A 19,573-nucleotide genomic window follows, 5' to 3' on the forward strand; every position below is an offset into this window, starting at 1 on the left:
GATTAGGAAACTTGTGAACCGTCAAATAATCTGATTAAGCGATGCGTACGTTTGGCCATGTTTTCATCGTGGGTCACCATGATGATGGTGGCTTTGTCGCGTTGATTGAGTGTAGTCAAGATGTCCATGATTTCGTTGCCCATGTTGCTGTCCAAATTGCCAGTAGGCTCATCGGCCAAAATAATCTGCGGCTGCCCCACAATGGCCCGCGCAATGGCCACCCGCTGTTTTTGTCCCCCTGAAAGTTGATTGGGATAATGCTTCATTCGGTTGCTGAGTCCTACTTTTTCGAGCGCTTCGCTCGCCAAGCGGCGGCGCTCGCTACTTGATACTTTGCGGTACAAAAGTGGCAACTCTACGTTATCCAATACTGGTAAATCATTAATCAGGTGAAAACTCTGAAAAATAAAGCCCAATGTTTGGTTGCGAAATTGCGCCAACTGACTGTCGGGCAAGCCATTGGTGTGTTTTCCACCAATTTCCACTTTGCCTTTCGACGGCTCATCCAATAGCCCAATGATGTTGAGCAACGTGCTTTTTCCGCAACCCGAAGGGCCCATAATGGAAACAAATTCTCCTTTTTCAACGCTCAAATTGATGTTGTTGAGCGCAACTGTTTCTACCGTGGCTGTCCGATAGACCTTTTCGATGTTTTTTAAATGTATCATGGTTTATTTCAATTTGCTTTCTGTTTCAAAATCATACAATGTCAATTGCCGCAGCTTGTAGTAAGCCCCCCAATAGTCGCGTAGGGCATAAATATAATCGCGTTTGGCTTGGTCTTTTTCGGTAAACGAAATACTTAAATCGGTGATACTCAAATTACCCAACACGTACCGATCTTGGGCAATTCGGTACTTTTCAGACGCAATGCTATCGGCCTGAACGGTGAGTGAAAGTTGGTCGCGGAGCATTTCAAACAGTGTGACTTGGGTATAAATTTCCTGTTGAAAATTCTGTTTGTCCTGCTCAACTGTGTACTGAGTTAGTTGGCGCTGGGCCTCAGCTGTTTTGGTGCGGGATTTAGACCGCCCCCAGTCCAAAATCGGAATGTCTAATTGTAATTCTACCGTTTGTTGGTCTTGGGGTTTACGGTACAATTCGGGTACCGTAATGCCACGGTTTGAAAAACCCAAGGTAGCGGTGAGGGTGGCATTGAGGCCATTATCGCCTTTGGCTTTTGCCACCGCCCGTTCGGCTTCCAGTGTTCTTCGGCCAAACGCAATCGCATCGGAACGGTTAGCAAACGCTTGCTCAATGGCCCTCTCGGACGAAAGCGTCAGCGCGGCGGGTTGGGCGGGCGTTTGCAACTCTATTTTCCCTTCTGCCTGTAGTCCTATGTACGCTTTCAAGTTCAAAGAAGCCACTTCCAAGTCACGTTTTGAGACACCCACCGCCTTTCGCGCTTTGAGCAATTCGAGTTGTAATTGCAGTATTTCGTTGCGCGTGTTCTTACCCAATTCATACTTTTCATTGGCCACTTTGAGAATGTTTTGAGTATTGGTCAAATTGGTTTCGGCAATCTGCAAATTGACCTGCGCCAACAGCAAATCAAAGAATAACCCACTGGCCCGCAACGCAATCTGCTCCAGCGATTCGATGTAAGTTTGTTGACTTTCGTTGAATTTAAGTGGTTCGATTTTCTTATCCCACTTAAATGAATTGAAACGCAACAACGGCTGCAAATACCCAACGGCGAAGGGAGTACCGTTGTAGAGGGTATTTTTTCGGTCAAAATCATCAAATCGCTGCAATTGTGAGGTGGCATAAATACTTCCACCCGTGGCGGCGATGCTCTGACTGAGCGAAAGATTCAACGAAGAGTTATTGTTCCGAATGGGCTGAAACTGAATCGTCCCGTCGGGCTGACGTACCTCAATAAACGACCGGCTAAACGCGGGCAGATTCCCGCTTAACGTTAATTGTGGCTTGTAGTTTGATAAAAAAGTGCGGTATTCCCAATACTTTGTTTCTTTGGTAGTAGACGCTTGTCGGGCCGAAATAGATTGATTTTTGGCCATTTCCACCACTTCTGAAAGCGTTAGCTGGGTCGTTTGGGCATGTACCGATATTGACAAAAACAGGCAAAAAGCAAAAAATCGTAGGGGCAGGGCTTGCCTCTGCCCTATTTGAACCTGTCCTATTTGACCCTTTTGACCCAGTCCTGTGTGCCTCTGCCATGTTTGCGGCTTCCCTGTATGCAGCTGTCTTGCTTGCCGCTGCCCGCACCGAAAGGCTAAGTTTCTCATGGTGCGTGCGCAATTTTTAAGGTTGAATTTGTATAAATTGATTTTACTCATGGCTGTAAGTATTCTAAATCATTTCACTTTGAATTTTTGGATTCCCTCGGCAGGGCAGAGAAAATGCGGGCAGCGGCAATTGAGACAAAGGCAATTGGGACAGAGGCAAGCCCTTCCCCTACGTTATTTTATCTCCAATTCCTTGACATTCTTATACTTGCTCATATCCGAAATGATTACGCGTTCTCCAGCGCGAATGCCCTCTTTGACTTCAACAAAGTCAAAATTAGCCAACCCAATTTTTACGGTTCTGCGCTCCGCTTTTCCGTCGGGACGAAGAACAAAAACATCTTGCACAGGTGTACCCGTAAAGCCTGCGCCGTTGGCCACTCGTACCACTTGGTTATGGGCATCTGTCACAGGATACACTTCTACTTTCATCTTCGGGCGCAGCAGTTTGTTGGCTTTATCATCAAGTTGCACGTCAAAATTGACGATATTGTTCTGAACCGAAGGTAGGATATTAGTGAGTGTACCGCGCAACTGCGTATCGTTGATGCGTACCACCACAGGCATTCCAACCCGAATGAGGTCAGCATAATTGTCAGATATAGAGCCGATTACCTTAAACCCACCCAAGTCCGCCAACCGAGCCAACACTTCACCTTCTGCGACCTTTGAGCCGATATTTTTATTGACGTAGGTAAGCACCCCAGCGCGGTTGGCAATGATGTTGGCTTGCTGGAGTTTGCGTTGGAGTTCTTGAAGGTCTTTTTCTTTGATTTGCGCGCCAATTTCAGACTCGCGAATGTCGGCCTGCATCGTTTGTTGTTTGATGCGAATATCGTTTTCAAGCTGTCGCTTTTCAAGTTGTGCAATACGAAGATTTTGCTCGGCTTGGTCGATACTTTCGCGCGTGCCGCCACCTGCTTTAAACAATCGTTTGACATTTTCAATATCGGCACGTAAGCTATTGATTTCTAGAACCTTAATAGAATCGTTAATTTTTAAATCATAAAAGCTTTTCTCCAACTCCCAACGCAGTTTGACGATACCATTGCGTTTGAGTTCAAGCTCGTCTTTCATTTTTTCAAAATTCAACTGCGTGAACTCCTTATCCAACTCCAGAATCTTATCGCCGTTCTTGACAGAAGCCCCCGCATCAAGATAGATTTGTTGGATAACCGCCGTAATCGGGCTTGTAATCACGGCTTCAAAATCAGGTTGAATCTCGCCCGAAGCAGTAAGCGTATTCTCAACATTTCCGATTTCGGCGGTTGCGAGTCGAAGGTCAATTTTGTTTACAGAATTGCTCAGGGAGGTGCGTAAGCCCCACACGGCCCCCGCTACAACAAGGGCAAATACGCCAATCCAAAGCCAACGGCGGCGGGATTGTTCTTTTTGGTTTTCTTCGGGAATATCTCTGTCCATTTTTGAAAATAAATTGGCTGTATATATAAAATGACATCCAAAGGCGTGCCACCAATCAACCAATTGATTATCAGAAATTTATTGTATTTACAAAAAACAAAAAGTGTTCGGTATCGAACACTTTGTTTGAAATTGGGAAAGGATAAAAAAGGTTATTTTATTCGTTTTTCAACTTTTCCAGTTCTTCGACGGTTAGCCCAGTCAGGCGAATAATAATATCCATAGGGATATTTTCGGCAATAGCATTACGAGCTATCTCAATCTTGCCTTCTATTTTGCCTTCAATTTTGCCTTCAATCTTGCCTTCTATTAATCCTTTTTTCTTCCCTTCAATAAGCCCTATCATTCGACCTTCCGTTTTTCCCTTTAACTCTCCCCTTAACTCACCCTCTGCAATGGCCGTATCAATGACATTTTTCAAATCTCTGTAATATTTGAGGCTGGCTTCATAGCTATCCCGTTCGTCAGGAGTGAATTTTGCGATTTCGGCGGCCTCAAACAATCGAGTAAAAATCTTCTCCTGCAATGCTTTCGGACGATTGTCTAAATAAGGGAGATGTTTCAAAACATACAGCCATTTGTCATAGGTGGTTTCTAGCTCTTCCTCTGTTTTTGTAAAATGAGGCATTTCTAAATAGATAAAAGTCAATTTATCATAGAATACCCGGCAGTTTTGGTCCTTCAATTGCACTTCATGACGTACTTCTTTTTCATTGCTATCTTCCGTAAATACAAAATCAAGAATGCCAACGGTGTATATTTCCGACAATTTAAAATCCCAATCACCCCGCTTTGCCTGTTCCTGTATGGGAAAAGAAGAATAAAAAATGCTCCGGTCTTTAAAGTAGTTTTGCTTGGCCTTTTGCATTTCTACAATGAAACGCTCTCCGTTCGTACCTACACAATACAAATCAAAAATGGCCTTTCGATCTATTTCCGTGTTCCCGATTTGTTCATTCTTTGCGTAAGACAATTCCGCAATCTTATGACGGTTGGGAAGCACTACCTGATTTAAAAAATCAATCAATAAGTCTTTGTTGAGCTCTGTGCCAAACAATTTTTTAAAGCCAAAATCCGTAAAGGGATTAACATATTTCTCTTTAATACTCACGTGGTTATGAAGTTTTGAAACAAATTTACGATTTTTAAGTAAATGCCACTTTTAAAATTCTTAGTAAGTAACAATCCTCCAAATGTGCCTATATTTACTCAATAGGCAATTCCATTACAGTTTCGTCGTCATCGAAAGGCCGTTCGTCGATAAGGGGGCGGTTAAAGGTTTGCAAAACCTAACTTTTATATTCAATTTTATGTTATATACCCAAATTTAACCTTTTCAAACATGGCATTATTTAACCTGAAAATCAACGGAAAAACGTACAAAGCCGACGTTGATGCCAATACGCCTCTGCTCTGGGTATTGCGCGACCACCTCGATTTAGTAGGCACCAAATACGGCTGCGGAATGGCGATGTGCGGTGCCTGTACCGTACACGTAAACGGCGAGGCTACCCGCTCATGCGTGGTGCCTGTATCCAACGTATCTAATGCGACCATTACGACGGTAGAGGGACTATCTGAAACCGGAACCCACCCAGTGCAGGAAGCATGGGATGAAGTAGACGTACCGCAGTGCGGCTACTGTCAGGCAGGCCAAATGATGACGGCATCGGCATTGCTCGCCAAAAATGCCAACCCTTCCGACAAAGAAATTGAGGAAGCAATGGTGGGTAACATCTGCCGTTGTGGCACGTACCACCGGATTCACGATGCGGTGAAGTTGGCAGCCGCCAAAATGAAAAAATAATTCCTTTCCTGAACCATTCTAACCACGGGCGGGTCCGTCCGTACCACATAGCATGAGCACTAATCAATCCAGAAGAGATTTCTTCAAAACATCTGCCACCGCGGCCGGTGGCTTAGTACTCGGATTTGGCTGGTTTTCGTCGGAGGCCTTTGAGCCTGGCGTATTGACCAAAACCGCCGCCGATACCATCGACTTTAACGCTTATCTGGCCATTGCGCCTTCGGGCATCATTACCATATATTCGCCTAATCCTGAAATCGGGCAAGGCATCAAAACGGCTTTCCCAATCATTGTGGCTGAAGAATTGGACGCCGATTGGAGCAAAGTAAAGGTAGAACAGGCGCCATTGGATACCAAAAAATTTGAACGTCAAGTTACTGGAGGAAGTGGCGCTATCCGCCACTCATGGGAACGCCTACGCAAAGCAGGAGCCACCGCCCGCGCCATGTTGATGGAAGCTGCCGCCAAAAAATGGAGCGTACCAATTAGCGAGTGTAGCACCAGCAAAGGCTTCGTAATGCACAGCTCTGGCAAAAAACTAAGCTACGGCGAGTTGGCAACGGACGCTGCCCAAATTGCGCCTCCAACAACGGTAAAGCTCAAAGATAAAAGCAACTTCACCTTAATTGGGACTTCCGTAAAAGGCGTTGATAGCAAAGACATTTTGACGGGAAAAAACCTTTTTGGCATTGACTATAAGCGCGAAGGTATGCTGAACGCCATGATTCAACGCCCGCCAGCTTTCGGTCTCAAATTGAAATCATTTGACGCGACCGAGGCCAAGAAAATGCCCGGTATCACAGATGTAGTTTCCTTTGGCAATAAAGTAGCCATCGTCGGAAAAACCACTTGGGAAGTGATGCAGGCCCGCAAAGCCGTGAAAATTGAGTGGGAAAAAGAAAAAGACCTCGAAAGCTCCGCCGACCACGACCGCATTTTCAAAGAAATGCTCAACAGCACCACCGCGACCGTTCACCGCAAAGACGGCGACATAGAAGCAGCTTTCAAAAATGCCTACAAGGTCATTGAAGCCGAATATCAATGCCCATTCCTGCCCCATAGCCCGATGGAGCCGATGAACTTTTTTGCCCATTTCAAAGGCGATAGCATCGAGATGGCTGGCCCAAGCCAGACGCCCCAAAGTGCGCAAAACCAAATTGCGAAAATGTTCAACATGGCTCCCGAAAAAGTCACCATAGAACTGACCCGTATGGGTGGAGGATTTGGTCGTCGCCTCAACACCGACTACGCCGTGGAAGCCGCCGAGTTGTCGAGCATCATCAAAGCACCCGTAAAAGTAACTTGGTCACGCGAGGATGACACCGCTGGAGGAATTTACCGCCCCGCCGTGCGTTATCGCTTCAAAGCTTCCATCGACAAAGCGGGCAATATCACTGGCTATATGCTCCACGGTGCTGGAATGAACGCTGGGAACGCCACCCGCCCCGACAACTTTCCGGTAGGTGCTATTGAAAATACATTGATTCAATCTAACGACCATAAATCACCCATTACTACTGGCCCTTGGCGGGCACCGATTACCAACTTTTTGGCTTACGCCGAGCAGGCGTTTTTGGATGAAGTAGCCATGGCAGGCGGCAAAGACCCCATTCAGTTACGGATGGAATTGTTGGATAAATCCATTAAAAGCCCAGTCGGAAAAATCACTTACGAGCCAGAACGTTTCCGCGAGGCAATTAAGTTGGTGGCTGATAAAGCAGGGTGGGGCAAGAAGAAAAAAGGAGTTTACCAAGGCTTCAGCGTCTACTTCTCACACAACTCATACGTAGCCCAAATTGCCGAAATGGCCAATGTTAAAGGAAAGCCCGTTTTGAAAAAGGTATACGCATCCGTTGATTGCGGCATCGTCATCAACGAAAGCAGCGCCCAAAATCAAGTCTACGGCGCTATCGTGGATGGGCTTGGTCATGCCATGTACGGAAATCTTACTTTCAAAGACGGCGCACCTCAGCAGGATAATTTTAACAAATACCGCCTGATTCGCTACAACGAAGTTCCTGATATTGAGGTACATTTTGTCAAAAATGGCATCGACCCTACAGGCCTTGGAGAACCTGCATTGCCTCCAACGGGCGGAGCCATTGCCAATGCTATTTTCAAAACAACGGGCAAGCGACTCTACAATCAGCCTTTTTCTGAACAAGGAGCCACATTGGGTTAATAGGCCTCAAAGGAAGACTATTGTCAAACCAACTTTTCCGTCTATTTTTGTGACGCCAATACGGTAACGTCGGCAAGGATTGGGTTCCCCACTCAAAACCTTGCCGGCGTTTTGAAATTCACTACTCAATACACATAAATACATGGCTTCACAGTACGATTTGATAATTATTGGCAGCGGGCCCGGTGGCTACGTAGCCGCCATCCGCGCTTCCCAATTGGGATTAAAAACCGCTATTGTAGAAAAAGAAAGCCTCGGAGGTATTTGCCTTAACTGGGGCTGTATCCCTACCAAAGCGTTATTGAAAAGCGCTCAGGTATTTCAGTACATCAACCACGCCAAAGATTACGGTATCACGGTTGGCAATGCTGAAGCTGATTTCGGCGCGGTTATTAAGCGTAGCCGTGACGTAGCCAACGGCATGAGCAAAGGCGTTAACTTTCTGATGAAGAAAAACAAAATCGACATCATCGAAGGCGCAGGTCGCGTAAAACCCGGCAAAAAAGTAGAAGTTGAAAAGGACGGGAAGAAAACCGAATACACGGCTACGAGCATCATCATTGCCACGGGAGGCCGCGCCCGTCAGCTTCCCAATGTTCCTATCGACGGTCAGAAAGTAATCGAGTACCGCAAAGCAATGTCGTTGGAAAAACAACCTAAGTCATTGCTCGTTATTGGTTCTGGAGCAATCGGCGTTGAGTTTGCGTACGTGTACGCCAGCATGGGCACCAAAGTAACGATTGTGGAGTTTATGCCAAACGTGGTTCCAGTCGAAGACGAGGACATCTCGAAAGAACTGGCAAAACAATACAAAAAAATGGGTATCGAAATCCACCTCAATTCAAGCGTGGAAAAAGTAGATACAAGCGGTGCAGGTTGTGTGTCGACCGTAAAAACCCCTTCTGGTGAAATCAAAATCGAAACCGATATTGTACTTTCTGCGGCTGGTGTGGTAGCCAACATTGAAAACATCGGTTTGGAAGAAACGGGTATCAAAGTTGAAAAAGGAAAAATTACGACCGATGATTTTTACCAAACCAATGTTCCAGGATATTACGCCATCGGTGATGTGACCAAAGGCCAAGCCTTGGCACACGTTGCCTCGGCCGAAGGAATTATCTGCGTTGAAAAAATCGCTGGTCAGCCACACGTACATCCGCTCAATTACAACAATATCCCTGGCTGTACGTATTGTACCCCCGAAATAGCTTCGGTAGGCTATACTGAAAAAGCCGCCAAAGAAGCCGGATACGAGATTAAAGTAGGTAAATTCCCCTTCTCCGCATCAGGAAAAGCCAAAGCCGCTGGTACGCCAGAAGGTTTTGTAAAAGTGATTTTTGACGCTAAGTACGGCGAATGGCTCGGTGCGCACATGATTGGCACCAACGTAACCGAAATGATTGCCGAAGTAGTGGTTGCCCGTAATTTGGAAACCACTGGTCACGAAATCGTAAAGTCGGTTCACCCACACCCTACCATGTCGGAAGCGATCATGGAAGCGGCCGCCGCTGCTTACGGGGAGGTGATTCACCTATAAAATTTTCAGTAAAATAGTTGCAGGCCCGTATCCGTAAATCACTGATACGGGCCTTTTTTTCAAGGCCCCACTGGAAATACCCAGCTTTTCCCAAAACATCGCTCGGTATACTATTTTCAGGACTGGCATACATTTTTTATCAAAGCTAAAGAGTTGATTTCTATAGATTCAACCCATTTAATTACTTTTCGTCACAATAGACAAGCCTTTTATCCGTTTTGGATTGCGTATTTATTTATCAAATGCCATCTTCGCGTCAAATCTCACTCAATGCCATGATTCGCATTCTCAATTATAGTATACTTATCACCGTTTGTTGCCTCTTAGCTTCCTGTTTTTCTGAAGAGAAAAAAGCCGCCGTTACTACTGGGCCAGTTTACACCTTGGTTTTTATGGACAAAACCCAGAGTGTCAATGTCAACAAAGCTTTTGTCGCCCAGAAATATCAGCAAATATTAAGTGATTTGATTGAGCAAAACATTCGTCAAAAAGGTGATAAATTGGAAGTGTATTTTATTCATGAAAATACCCAAAAAGCACGTGCATTATCTCTTACCTGTCGTACCGAAGTAGAAGATATCAGTCACATGAACGCGACCGACCGCGAAGCGGCTCAAACCACTGCTGACCTCACCCTCCAGCGCGAACGTATGATATTTCTGCGGCAGTTAATGGCAAAGTTAGGTATCCAAAACGTGGGAAATTCTCAGCGCCAAACGGATATTTGGGCGAGCCTGCCCGTTATTAACAAAGCCACCGAAACGGGTGCCGAAGTAAAAGTATATTATCTGAGCGATATGATCGAGAGCATGAAAGGCGCCAATCGCCGCGATTTTCATTCAATTCCTCCCCAAGACAATAGTCAAGCTGAAAGTTGGGCCAAAGCCGATGCCAAAGCCATGCAGCAATACGCCCTAAACGCGGCTGAAATTAAAATTGCGTTACCTTTTGAGCCTACAAGCAGCACCAAAGAAAACAATCCTACCGTAACCCATTATTGGAGTACTTTATTGCAGGAGCTGGGCGCTGGTACGGTGGATGAATTGTAACTTCAATTAAATAATTTTCGCCAGCCCCACAAAAGGAGTACGAGTAACACGGCAAAAATCACCAGTACGTATTCAAATTTGAGGTAAGAAAAGACCACAATACGCGTACGGTCTACAATCCACATCAGGGCGATGACGGCAAAAATCATCAATACCAAACCACTTAATTTCTGAAATCCAGGAATGTAATCAAACGAAATGACATTCCGACGAATCAGCCAAAGCGTCAGCAACATGGCAAAAAAGGGAAGAATCTGCGTATAAATATTAAAATCAAAGATACTCCGACGTTCAAACAAAAAAAGGTAAACATTGAGCGCCACAGCAAAAATGCCCGGTATGCAGGCTAAATAAATCAAGAAAGCGTAGAAGTAATTCCAAGGTGACAGGTGACCTTCATTTTTGCCCAGCAGATTTGCCAGAAGGGCCATCAGAGGCAGTAAGGCGAAGTAAATAAGCACCCAATCGGGGCGTTCACCTACACGATCAAAGAATTGTTGTAATGTCATGGTTTAGGAGTCATGAGATAGGAATGAGGAGCGAGTTTCATTCTAAGAACTCGCTCCTCAATGCTCATTTCTAATTAAAAAATATCCGTAATTCCACCGCCCGCATTTTTTTGATCCGGGGTAAGTTTATAATTGGGGTTAGAGACACGATTGGGGTCGCTCACTTCAAATTCCCCTCCTTTGATTTGATTAGCAAAAGTTTCAAGGCGAGCATAAGCGCGCTCATCGTTCGGGTTGAAATCTTTGACGATGCTGTCCAAATCACGGATATTGGCTTGGGTATTGGCAATATCGCTGGCAATTTGTCCCGAGATCACTTCCAGTGCATAATCCAACTGCCAATCCTGATTTTGTCCGAGTACCTTACGTGCACGAGTTGTAGCGTTGTTGGCGGCAGCCATCGCCCGTGATTCTGTTTTCAGTAAATTAATACTTGTGGCAAAATCTTTGAGTTTCTCGTCAAACGCATGACCATACCCCACCAATTTACGGTCAAGTTTTGCAAACACGTTGGCGCGTGAGCCAAAGGTATCGACCAACCTCCGATAGGTTTCCGCTTCCGAAACGGACCGGTTGCCATCGCCAATAGCGGCATTTAGTTTTCCCTCCAACTCCACAAAATCGTCGGTTTCACGCGCAGCGTCACCGCCTTTTTCGAGCATTTTATCCAATTTTGCTTTCAGCACCTTAGCTTCTTCTTGGCAGTAAACAACCTTCTGACTGGCATCTTTGGCCAATTTTTCTGCCTTTACTGCTTCTTGCTTCATTTGAATTTTGCAGGCGTTTATTTCTGCTTTGACCGTCTCAAACTCTCGACGAGAATCTTTCATTTTGCCTAGCTGGTCATCCAATTCAGCAAATGGATCAATTCTAATCAGAAGCTTGTGTAAACTACGGACAATGCGACGAAAGACTTTGAAAATGAGTGGCGAGAGCATAAAACCTAAAAGGACTGCGCCCACCACGACCATGGCTTCAATCATTTTGAAACCCAGTGTAATGACCCCTACCAACAACGAAGTAATCAATGGCAACAATACGGTGATAAAGCCGTAGCCCACGGCAAGTATCAGGACCAGTCCTACCAACCATGCAATGGATTTTTCGCCTTTTTTCCAATTGGCCATATTTTCGGGAAGGACTTTTAATTTATTTTCGCCGCCTTCCAAATGTTTCAGAATCGGCAAATCAGAGAGTTTGGTTAGAGCTTGGTTATTTTCCATGAGCGAAAAAGTGGTTTTGATGCGTTCAAAAATAGTTATTTAAGTTTGAAATCTCCGTCGTCGGTATCCTAAACTTACTCAAATTGAGAAAGTGATGTATGGTTAATGATTGTTAACAATGATTTATTGATTACAAAGATGAAAACGGTAACTTAGGTGCAAGTTAAAGAAATCCTTTCAGTCAAAAGCGAAGCAGTTAGTTAACGGCCTTTAACGCGACAGTAGGTTGAAAATCAAGTTTCTACATGGGTAGGATTGCTTTCGGAGATTTATAATACACCAAAGGTATAGCGTTCTCTGAAATCGTTTTAGGGTATTGGTATGAATGGTTGCGTAGCTTTAAGAAGTGTAAATTTTAGTTAAGATTGGCGGGATTTCCCAAATTAAAAAAAAACTCAAACAATCTCCCACCCACCACAGGCGTTTATCCGTCATTACTATGTTTTTATTTCATAATTAACTCTCTTTTACAACCATGAAAAAAATATTTTTTGCGCTGGCTTTTTTGGTGGCATTTCAGGCAACGGCTCAGTTTAATCGCAAATTGGTTTTTATCGGTGTCAGAGGTGGTGCAAATTTTTCTCGGCTAGAGACCCAAGACCTTAGCATAAAACGTCCAGGCGCATCAACCCTTGATTTTTTCAAAACCAATTCTACCAACAAAACAGGCTACGTAGTGGGGGCTTATGCGCGCATCGGGCGGAAATTATTTATTCAGCCAGAGGTTCTTTTATCCTCTAAAGGGGGTACATTCGAAATATTCAAGGACGGCAGCACTACGCCTGTAAATGTAGATGTCAAGTTCAGTCAGATTGATATTCCAGTTTTAATCGGGCTTAAACTCGGCCCTCTGCGGTTTAACGCTGGCCCGATGGCATCACTTAACATCGCACAGGGAAGTCAGCTTGGCGATGCCCTCAAAGTGTATACAAGTCAAAATGTTAACAAGACCATTGAGCAGGCTACCTTCGGCTTTCAGGCAGGTGTGGGATTGGACATTCGCTCTTTCAACATTGACCTTCGCTACGAAAGCGGCTTATCTAATATTTCGCAACTGAACCTGCAAAACAACGCACAGTTTAACAGTAAAGTCTCTCTTTGGCAGTTAACAGCCGGTTTTGTATTGTTTTGAAAGCTAAAATAAACAAGCCGCTCCGATGTCGGAGCGGCTGTATGACCAATTAACCCACTAAAATATAATATTTTTGACTAAGCGCACTTTACAATTGGCGTAAGCACTTCACAAACCTCACGGATACGACGACGTGAGATGGCTATTTCTCTTCCTCCACGTAATTTTAATGAACGCTCATACTCACAAAATTCCTGCAAATACTTCAGATTGATTATCCACGATTTGTGTACCCGCAAAAACACCTGATCATCCAAAATCGCCGCGTAGCTTTTTAATGTTTTCGAAACTAAGTATCTTTTACCATCATTGGTGTATAAAAATGTATAGTTACCGCATCCTTCCATGCACATCAATTGATCTGTTTGAATCACTACCTGATGGTTCCCGTTTGGAATAATAATACTATGTATCGCCGGAGAGCTAACCGTCTTAGTAGAAAGATAACTGTTGAATAAAGGTTGAGTATTCATGATCGTGTTGATTTTATGATTAAGGAGTGTAGGGACGTCGAATTGACAAAACAAACTTACTACAAAAAAAACCATCACAAAAACACGTAGAAATACGCACAAACATTCAATTATTTAATAATCAATAACTTACAAATAGACTTGGTGAACTAAATCAGTACTACCACTTGATAAAACACGTAGAAATACGTATATCAAAAAGCCCCTTACACGATGGTGTGTAAGGGGCTTTTTGTAAATATAAATAATTTTAAAACTATTCTTTGGGTGCTTGCGAATTCGACAATTTAACTTTATTAGCCGCTTTGACAATCAGAAAAATCACCCACATCGTTATTAAGAACTGAATGACTACGTTTAAGAACCCTCCGTAGCGAATCGCTACTTCAGCGGCTTCTGTGGCAGGATCAGCTGCTTTGAGAACTATTTTAAGTGCCGAAAAGTCAACCCCACCAATCGCAACACCCAACACTGGATTAATAATATCATCCATAAAGGCTGTAACTACTTTTCCAAAAGCAGCACCAACAAGGACTCCAACCGCTAGGTCAAGAACATTGCCTTGAGCAATAAATGTTTTAAATTCTTTAAGCATAACAATACAGTTTTGAGGTTTAAGAAAGACCTAAAATAGGTATAATACAACTAAATATAACTACCAACTGTATAAAAACCCAAAATTGATTGATTGTGCCAATTGCATTTTTGCTACTTGGTCTTGGTCATAAATTGCGATTAAGCCCAAGTTTACATTGAAATATTTGGCAAATTTTGCAGTCAACTGTGCATCCAAACGGTTATCAATTGCTCTTAAATCCTTTGCCCCCGCAAACGCCTGATATCTCCATTTAAAATTGACATCTTTGGCAATATCCTTATCAAAATTCATTACTAGCTGCATGATTGCCACTTCATTACGAACTGATTTTCCCCGCTCAACGCCGTAATTTGAAAACTTATATTCAGGAGCCAAAAGGTCAATAGCTTTATACAAATTTTTATTCCCTAAGATGGTCTGCCGTACTGCTCCAGGAGAAAATTGCATACTGAAAAACTTAGTAGGTTTCCATTCAATACCAATGGCTTCCGTTAAATATGCAGGGGTAAAAAAAGCAGAAATAAACGGCATGCGCTCATTCCCAAAGTCACGTCCGTTGGCAATTTGGGTAAGGAAGTTAAGATTTGTAAAGAAATACCACTTCGAAACTTCACCTAGTTTACGTCCGTATTTGGAATCAAAAAACAGCCGGTCTACGCTTTTACGAAAAGCATCACCTTTATTTTTGATTGCTCCCAATTGAAATTGAAAGTCATTGACCCAATTATCGCGGTCGCGGGTATATTCTCCTTTTGAGTTAAGGTATACCCCAAGCGCGATATTATTAAGCCCTCCTCCCTGCCAACCTTCATTAAATGTCCCTTGGCTAAGATTGAGGCCAAACTTCGACGCTTTTTTCCAATAGCTAGTATCTTTGGGGGTTTCCTGCGCCAATGAGATTAAAGAAAAAAAACACAAAGTACAAGAAGTAAGAATGCAATAGTAATATTTATTCATCATCAGAATAATTAGGGTAGATAAAATAATTATTCGTTTTCAAATATTTCAACTTTTTTAGATTGCAATGTTTGAAGGGGAAATACTGTTTTTGTTTCGCCCGTTTGAAGCGTTAGAGTTGTATTATCTAGGCTCGTAATAATTCCTTTTGTTTCATCTACCTTGATAACTTGACCTTCTTTATAACGATTTTTGGTATAGAACGAAGATAGAATATTTGCCAAAACATCGCGGGAAGCAAATCCATACCCTACAGCAAAAGCTAAAATAATTCCGCCAATCATTAAATTAAAACTGGATTCGAGCAACTCCGTATTGATGCCTGCCTGTCCCAAGGCACTGATAAGGGTAATCACTAAAAAGAAGGCGAAAATGACATTTCCAATTAATTTAGCCGAAGGCACATTAAAGGACTTACAGATAGAAACTACTGCATTTTTTATAGCTTCAGCTACCAGTACTCCTATTTGGAGCATGATGGCTGCTACAATCAGTTGGGGGACAAAGTTGACTAATTTTTCTACCAAACTTGTGATAGCCCCGATGCCCAACGTTTTGGTAGCATCGGTCACAAAACCCAACATAATAAAGTAATAAAGCACTTTAGAAACGATTTGGCTCAGTTTGATTTCTGTCTGCAACTGTTTTACAATACTGATTTCATTGAGCCGGTCTCCAATCTTATCGAACCCTACCTTTTCTAGTACTTTTTTGGTAACAATGGCCAATATTTTAGCCACTACATATCCAATAAATAGAATAAAGAAAGCAAAAATAAATCGCGGTACAAATTCAACAAATTGATTAATCAATTTTGTTAATGTACTGATTAGCACTTCTTTTAAATTAGGCAGCTCTTTCATCGGTAATAGTTTTATTTTGAGTTTTCATCTGGCTTACCAGGGTTAATCATTACCTCAGCTGCACTGAAGAAATAGCTAACAAACAACGTAACAATCTCAAAGGTATTCCGAACTGTATCAATTTCGGAAACCAACGCTTTTTTCAGTGATTCAGGTACTTTATCGTCTGGATCAATATCAAAAAAAGGATTATTCATATTTTTATGCAAACCTCAAAGGTTTATTGTTTTGCCCACCATTTAAGTAAAATAAGCATTTTACTTATCAACAGTATAGTGAAGAGCAAACTTTCTGCATATTTCTTACGTAATTTCTCACGTGTTCGCTTAAGCCTCATTTTAACTGCGCTTTCAGTGAGGCCAAAAGTATCTGCTATATCTTTAATACTGAAGTCATCTTGGTATTTCATGAGCAGAATCGTGCGTTCTTCGGGAGAGATTCCATCAAGTACTTCGCGAAGACGTTTCGCATCCATTTCCATTTCCTGGATATCGTCCGAATCATCAATTACGTCAATATTTTCTGTCAGCTCATCTTCAGCCATTTTCTTGGCTGTTCTCAATTGATCCATACAATAATTGTAAGTGATTGAGAATAACCACGTTGAAAATTTCGAGTTTTCTTTAAATGAACCTACTCGAACAATAAGCTTCAAGAAAATATCGTGCGTAAAGTCTTCTGCTTTTGCTTGGTCTTTTACAAATGAAAGACATTTTCGATACACCTTATCGGCATAACGATCATATATTTCTTCGAAAAAAGGGTTACGCTGGGTATCAACGTATAAACGCACTAACTGCTCGTCAGTATAGTTCTTCATTCCTATCGAGTGTACGTTCATTATGACGAAAAAAAGAGGTTTTAGTAACAAAAAATTGAAGTAATACAGCTAAAATATTTTACAATTTATCTAATCGTAAAAAAGTTCACCCTATTTATCGGATAAAAATAGAGCTTTTATGTTAATTTATTCAGAAAACAAATACTATATGAATAATGTGCAAAAAAAAACCCGAAAACAATTTTCGGGTTTTTTTTACTAAACATGCCTTTTTGATTACGCGCCGATTGCTACGTGCTTAAAGGTCTTAACAGTTAATCCTTTTTGCGTTTTTTCAAGTAATTGAGAAATGGTTAAAGAACCATCTTTAATAAATTCTTGATTCAACAATGTGCTCTCTTTGTAAAATTTATTCAAGCGACCCAAAGCAATTTTTTCAAGCATTGCTTCTGCTTTCCCTTCATTACGGGCAAGCTCTTTACCAACTTCAATTTCGCGCTCAATCGTAGCAGCATCTACGTCACCTTTGTCAACTGCAATTGGCTTCATTGCGGCAACTTGCATTGCAATATCACGACCAACTTCTGACAAATCAGCACCATTTACACCAGTGAAAGCAACCAGTACACCACGCTTATTGTTTGAGTGTACGTATGAACTAACAACGTCTGCCGTTACGTTTTCGTAAGCGATAAGCTCTAATTTCTCACCGATTTTACCGATAAGTTCAGTAATGTGCTCAGCGAGCGTACGGCCGTCAGCCTGAGGAGTGGCAAGCAATGCTTTTTTATCGGGAGCGTTGCCGGCTACTGCTTGGCTCATAATGTTAGTAGCCAAATTTTGGAAACTTTCCACTTTCGAAACTGGCTCAGTTTCACACGCCAAACCTACGATTTTACCATTAGTGCCATCTGGACTAACGTGTACAAGAACAAGACCTTCTGAAACTACGTTGTCGGCTCGTTTAGCGGCGACTTTCTGACCTTGTTTACGAAGAATATCAACTGCTTGTTCAAAATCACCGTCTGCTTCGGTAAGGGCTTTTTTACAATCCATCATACCTGCACCAGTCATTTGGCGAAGCTTATTAACATCTGCTGCTGTGATAGCCATTTTATGAATTAAGTTTTGAGATTTAATTAGTTTTAGTTTCCGAATTTTAATTGTTTCTACGATTTTGAAAAGGGATTTTTCTAAGTAGACGAATTTCTGAAGACAAAAATCGTTAAAATCAATTAAGTTCTACTTTATGAAATCGTTAAACGGAATAGCCCATAGCTTATAGAAGGCTACGGGCTATCCGATTAGACGGCTGGGGCACGGGCCGCCGTCGCGGGACCGCCGCCGAAGCGGGTCTATATTATATCGAAGTTGTTTATTCTTCGGTGTCTGCCTCAATAGCGGCTTTTGGCGCTTCTACAACATCTGCTACAGTTTCATCTACTGCACGTTTTGCATCTTCTTCCTCTGCCAAGCGAGCATCATCACGCTCTTGCTTGCGCTCAAGTAAGCCTTCCTCAATTGCTTTTCCGATCGCTAGTGTAATCAACGAAATTGATTTGTATGCATCATCATTGGCGGGGATTACGAAGTCTACCTCGTTAGGGTTAGAGTTGGTATCACACATCGCAATGACAGGGATGTTCAAACGTTTTGCTTCGGCAACGGCGATGTGTTCGCGCTTTACATCCACAACAAACAAAGCAGCAGGCAAACGGGTCAAATCAGCTACACCACCCAACAAACGCTCCAATTTATCTTTTTCACGACCTTTGATAAGGCGCTCACGTTTTGCGATGTTGCTGGCAGTAGACTCGTCGCTAAGCATTTTGTCCAACGTCTGCATTTTTTTCAATGACTTACGAATAGTGGCGAAGTTGGTCAACATACCACCCAACCAACGCTCAGTTACAAACGGCATCTTCAAACGACGCGCTTCTTCTGATACGATTTCCTGGGCTTGCTTTTTGGTAGCAACAAACATCACTTTACGACCTGAACGTACTACGCTTTTGACATAGTGACAAGCTTCATCCAATGAAGCAATCGTTTTGTTAAGGTCGATGATGTGAATCCCGTTTTTCTCCATGAAAATATACGGAGACATACGTGGATCCCACTTACGGGTCAAGTGACCAAAATGTACGCCTGCATCCAACAGGTCTTTGTACTCTAATTGTGCCATTTTTTTGATTTGATAAATGTTAGAAATAATCCTTACCAACGAAGGATTTTAAAAGTGTGCAGCACCACACATCGGACACGATAAGCGCGGCCTGGACTTTTCATTGAACAATTAACATTTATCATTAAATAACCTTGGATTGAGCTTTGGAGCACTTTCCTTGACTTACTGTTCAAATGGTTAGTACTTAATGGTAACTGTTCAATGAAAATATTAACGTTTAGAGAACTGGAACCGACGACGAGCTTTGGCGCGACCGTATTTCTTACGTTCAACCATACGTGCATCACGAGTCAGGAATCCTTCTTTTTTTAATGCTGGACGGAACTCGCCGTTGATTTCGCACAAAGCACGAGCAATCGCCATACGAGTGGCTTCTGCTTGTCCTCTGATACCACCTCCACGAACATTTACTTTAATGTCGTAGTTGGTTGCTACGTTAACGGTGGTCAACGGTTGCTTCAAAATGATTTGAAGCGTCTCAACAGGGAAATACTCAGCAAACTCACGGCCATTGACCTTGATGTTGCCTTGCCCGGCTGATACATAGACACGAGCCACTGAAGTTTTTCTTCTACCTACTGTGTTAGTAACTTCCATTTTTTT

Annotated in this window: 20 protein-coding genes; 5 read left to right on the forward strand and 15 right to left on the reverse strand. The window is 42.8% G+C overall.

Annotated elements, in window-relative coordinates:
* Positions 1-2 precede the first annotated feature (2 nt).
* The 4 genes from DVG78_RS14980 to DVG78_RS14995 all read right to left on the reverse strand — a co-directional run bounded on the left by DVG78_RS14980 (position 3) and on the right by DVG78_RS14995 (position 4,782).
* On the reverse strand, positions 3-668 hold the full coding sequence (locus DVG78_RS14980) for an ABC transporter ATP-binding protein (RefSeq protein ID WP_114461877.1): 666 nt from the start codon (positions 666-668) through the stop codon (positions 3-5).
* A 3-nt stretch (positions 669-671) separates the two neighbouring features.
* On the reverse strand, positions 672-2,078 hold the full coding sequence (locus tag DVG78_RS14985) for a TolC family protein (protein ID WP_229598235.1): 1,407 nt from the start codon (positions 2,076-2,078) through the stop codon (positions 672-674).
* A gap of 345 nt (positions 2,079-2,423) precedes the next feature.
* Positions 2,424-3,671, reverse strand: a complete 1,248-nt coding sequence (locus tag DVG78_RS14990) for an efflux RND transporter periplasmic adaptor subunit (RefSeq protein WP_114461878.1) — start codon at positions 3,669-3,671, stop codon at positions 2,424-2,426.
* 157 nt (positions 3,672-3,828) lie between these two features.
* A complete protein-coding gene (locus tag DVG78_RS14995) occupies positions 3,829-4,782 on the reverse strand; it encodes an Rpn family recombination-promoting nuclease/putative transposase (RefSeq protein ID WP_114461879.1) in 954 nt (317 codons plus the stop codon).
* Positions 4,783-5,013: 231 nt separating this feature from the next.
* Between DVG78_RS14995 and DVG78_RS15000 the strand changes: the two genes are divergently transcribed.
* The 4 genes from DVG78_RS15000 (at position 5,014) to DVG78_RS15015 (ending at position 10,246) form a co-directional block, all read left to right on the forward strand.
* A complete protein-coding gene (locus DVG78_RS15000) occupies positions 5,014-5,478 on the forward strand; it encodes a (2Fe-2S)-binding protein (RefSeq protein WP_114070295.1) in 465 nt (154 codons plus the stop codon).
* Between the two features lie 52 nt (positions 5,479-5,530).
* Positions 5,531-7,660 carry a xanthine dehydrogenase family protein molybdopterin-binding subunit gene (locus DVG78_RS15005; protein ID WP_114461880.1) on the forward strand — a complete coding sequence of 710 codons (2,130 nt, stop codon included), beginning with the start codon at positions 5,531-5,533 and terminating at the stop codon, positions 7,658-7,660.
* Positions 7,661-7,802: 142 nt separating this feature from the next.
* On the forward strand, positions 7,803-9,197 hold the full coding sequence (gene lpdA, locus DVG78_RS15010; protein WP_114067723.1) for a dihydrolipoyl dehydrogenase: 1,395 nt from the start codon (positions 7,803-7,805) through the stop codon (positions 9,195-9,197).
* Positions 9,198-9,472: 275 nt separating this feature from the next.
* Entirely contained in the window at positions 9,473-10,246 is a 774-nt protein-coding gene (locus tag DVG78_RS15015) for a hypothetical protein (RefSeq protein WP_114461938.1), read from the forward strand.
* Between the two features lie 2 nt (positions 10,247-10,248).
* Here DVG78_RS15015 and DVG78_RS15020 read toward each other — a convergent pair whose 3' ends face one another.
* Both DVG78_RS15020 and DVG78_RS15025 read right to left on the reverse strand, forming a co-directional pair.
* Entirely contained in the window at positions 10,249-10,755 is a 507-nt protein-coding gene (locus tag DVG78_RS15020) for a hypothetical protein (protein ID WP_114461881.1), read from the reverse strand.
* 74 nt (positions 10,756-10,829) lie between these two features.
* Positions 10,830-11,978: a hypothetical protein gene (locus tag DVG78_RS15025; protein ID WP_114461882.1), complete on the reverse strand. Its 1,149-nt coding sequence runs from the start codon at positions 11,976-11,978 to the stop codon at positions 10,830-10,832.
* 475 nt (positions 11,979-12,453) lie between these two features.
* Between DVG78_RS15025 and DVG78_RS15030 the strand changes: the two genes are divergently transcribed.
* Positions 12,454-13,110, forward strand: a complete 657-nt coding sequence (locus DVG78_RS15030; RefSeq protein ID WP_114461883.1) for a porin family protein — start codon at positions 12,454-12,456, stop codon at positions 13,108-13,110.
* 77 nt (positions 13,111-13,187) lie between these two features.
* Here DVG78_RS15030 and DVG78_RS15035 read toward each other — a convergent pair whose 3' ends face one another.
* The 9 genes from DVG78_RS15035 to rpsI form a co-directional block, all read right to left on the reverse strand.
* A complete protein-coding gene (locus DVG78_RS15035) occupies positions 13,188-13,583 on the reverse strand; it encodes a LytR/AlgR family response regulator transcription factor (RefSeq protein ID WP_114461939.1) in 396 nt (131 codons plus the stop codon).
* A 256-nt stretch (positions 13,584-13,839) separates the two neighbouring features.
* Positions 13,840-14,178 (reverse strand): large conductance mechanosensitive channel protein MscL, encoded by a 339-nt coding sequence (gene mscL / locus DVG78_RS15040; RefSeq protein ID WP_114461884.1) that lies wholly within the window; start codon positions 14,176-14,178, stop codon positions 13,840-13,842.
* A gap of 60 nt (positions 14,179-14,238) precedes the next feature.
* Positions 14,239-15,141: a DUF3078 domain-containing protein gene (locus DVG78_RS15045; RefSeq protein ID WP_114461885.1), complete on the reverse strand. Its 903-nt coding sequence runs from the start codon at positions 15,139-15,141 to the stop codon at positions 14,239-14,241.
* A 26-nt stretch (positions 15,142-15,167) separates the two neighbouring features.
* A complete protein-coding gene (locus tag DVG78_RS15050; RefSeq protein ID WP_114461886.1) occupies positions 15,168-16,001 on the reverse strand; it encodes a mechanosensitive ion channel family protein in 834 nt (277 codons plus the stop codon).
* 11 nt (positions 16,002-16,012) lie between these two features.
* On the reverse strand, positions 16,013-16,198 hold the full coding sequence (locus tag DVG78_RS15055; protein WP_114461887.1) for a hypothetical protein: 186 nt from the start codon (positions 16,196-16,198) through the stop codon (positions 16,013-16,015).
* A gap of 23 nt (positions 16,199-16,221) precedes the next feature.
* Positions 16,222-16,821: an RNA polymerase sigma factor gene (locus DVG78_RS15060; RefSeq protein WP_114461940.1), complete on the reverse strand. Its 600-nt coding sequence runs from the start codon at positions 16,819-16,821 to the stop codon at positions 16,222-16,224.
* A 237-nt stretch (positions 16,822-17,058) separates the two neighbouring features.
* Positions 17,059-17,895, reverse strand: a complete 837-nt coding sequence (gene tsf, locus DVG78_RS15065) for a translation elongation factor Ts (protein ID WP_114461888.1) — start codon at positions 17,893-17,895, stop codon at positions 17,059-17,061.
* Between the two features lie 262 nt (positions 17,896-18,157).
* Positions 18,158-18,967 (reverse strand): 30S ribosomal protein S2, encoded by an 810-nt coding sequence (gene rpsB, locus DVG78_RS15070; RefSeq protein ID WP_114070291.1) that lies wholly within the window; start codon positions 18,965-18,967, stop codon positions 18,158-18,160.
* A gap of 213 nt (positions 18,968-19,180) precedes the next feature.
* The gene (gene rpsI / locus DVG78_RS15075) at positions 19,181-19,567 is read right to left on the reverse strand and encodes a 30S ribosomal protein S9 (protein ID WP_114067714.1); all 387 of its coding nucleotides are present in this window, start codon (positions 19,565-19,567) and stop codon (positions 19,181-19,183) included.
* Positions 19,568-19,573: the final 6 nt, after the last annotated feature.

It is taken from the genome of Runella aurantiaca, assembly GCF_003339505.1.
Classification (GTDB): Bacteria; Bacteroidota; Bacteroidia; order Cytophagales; family Spirosomataceae; genus Runella; species Runella aurantiaca.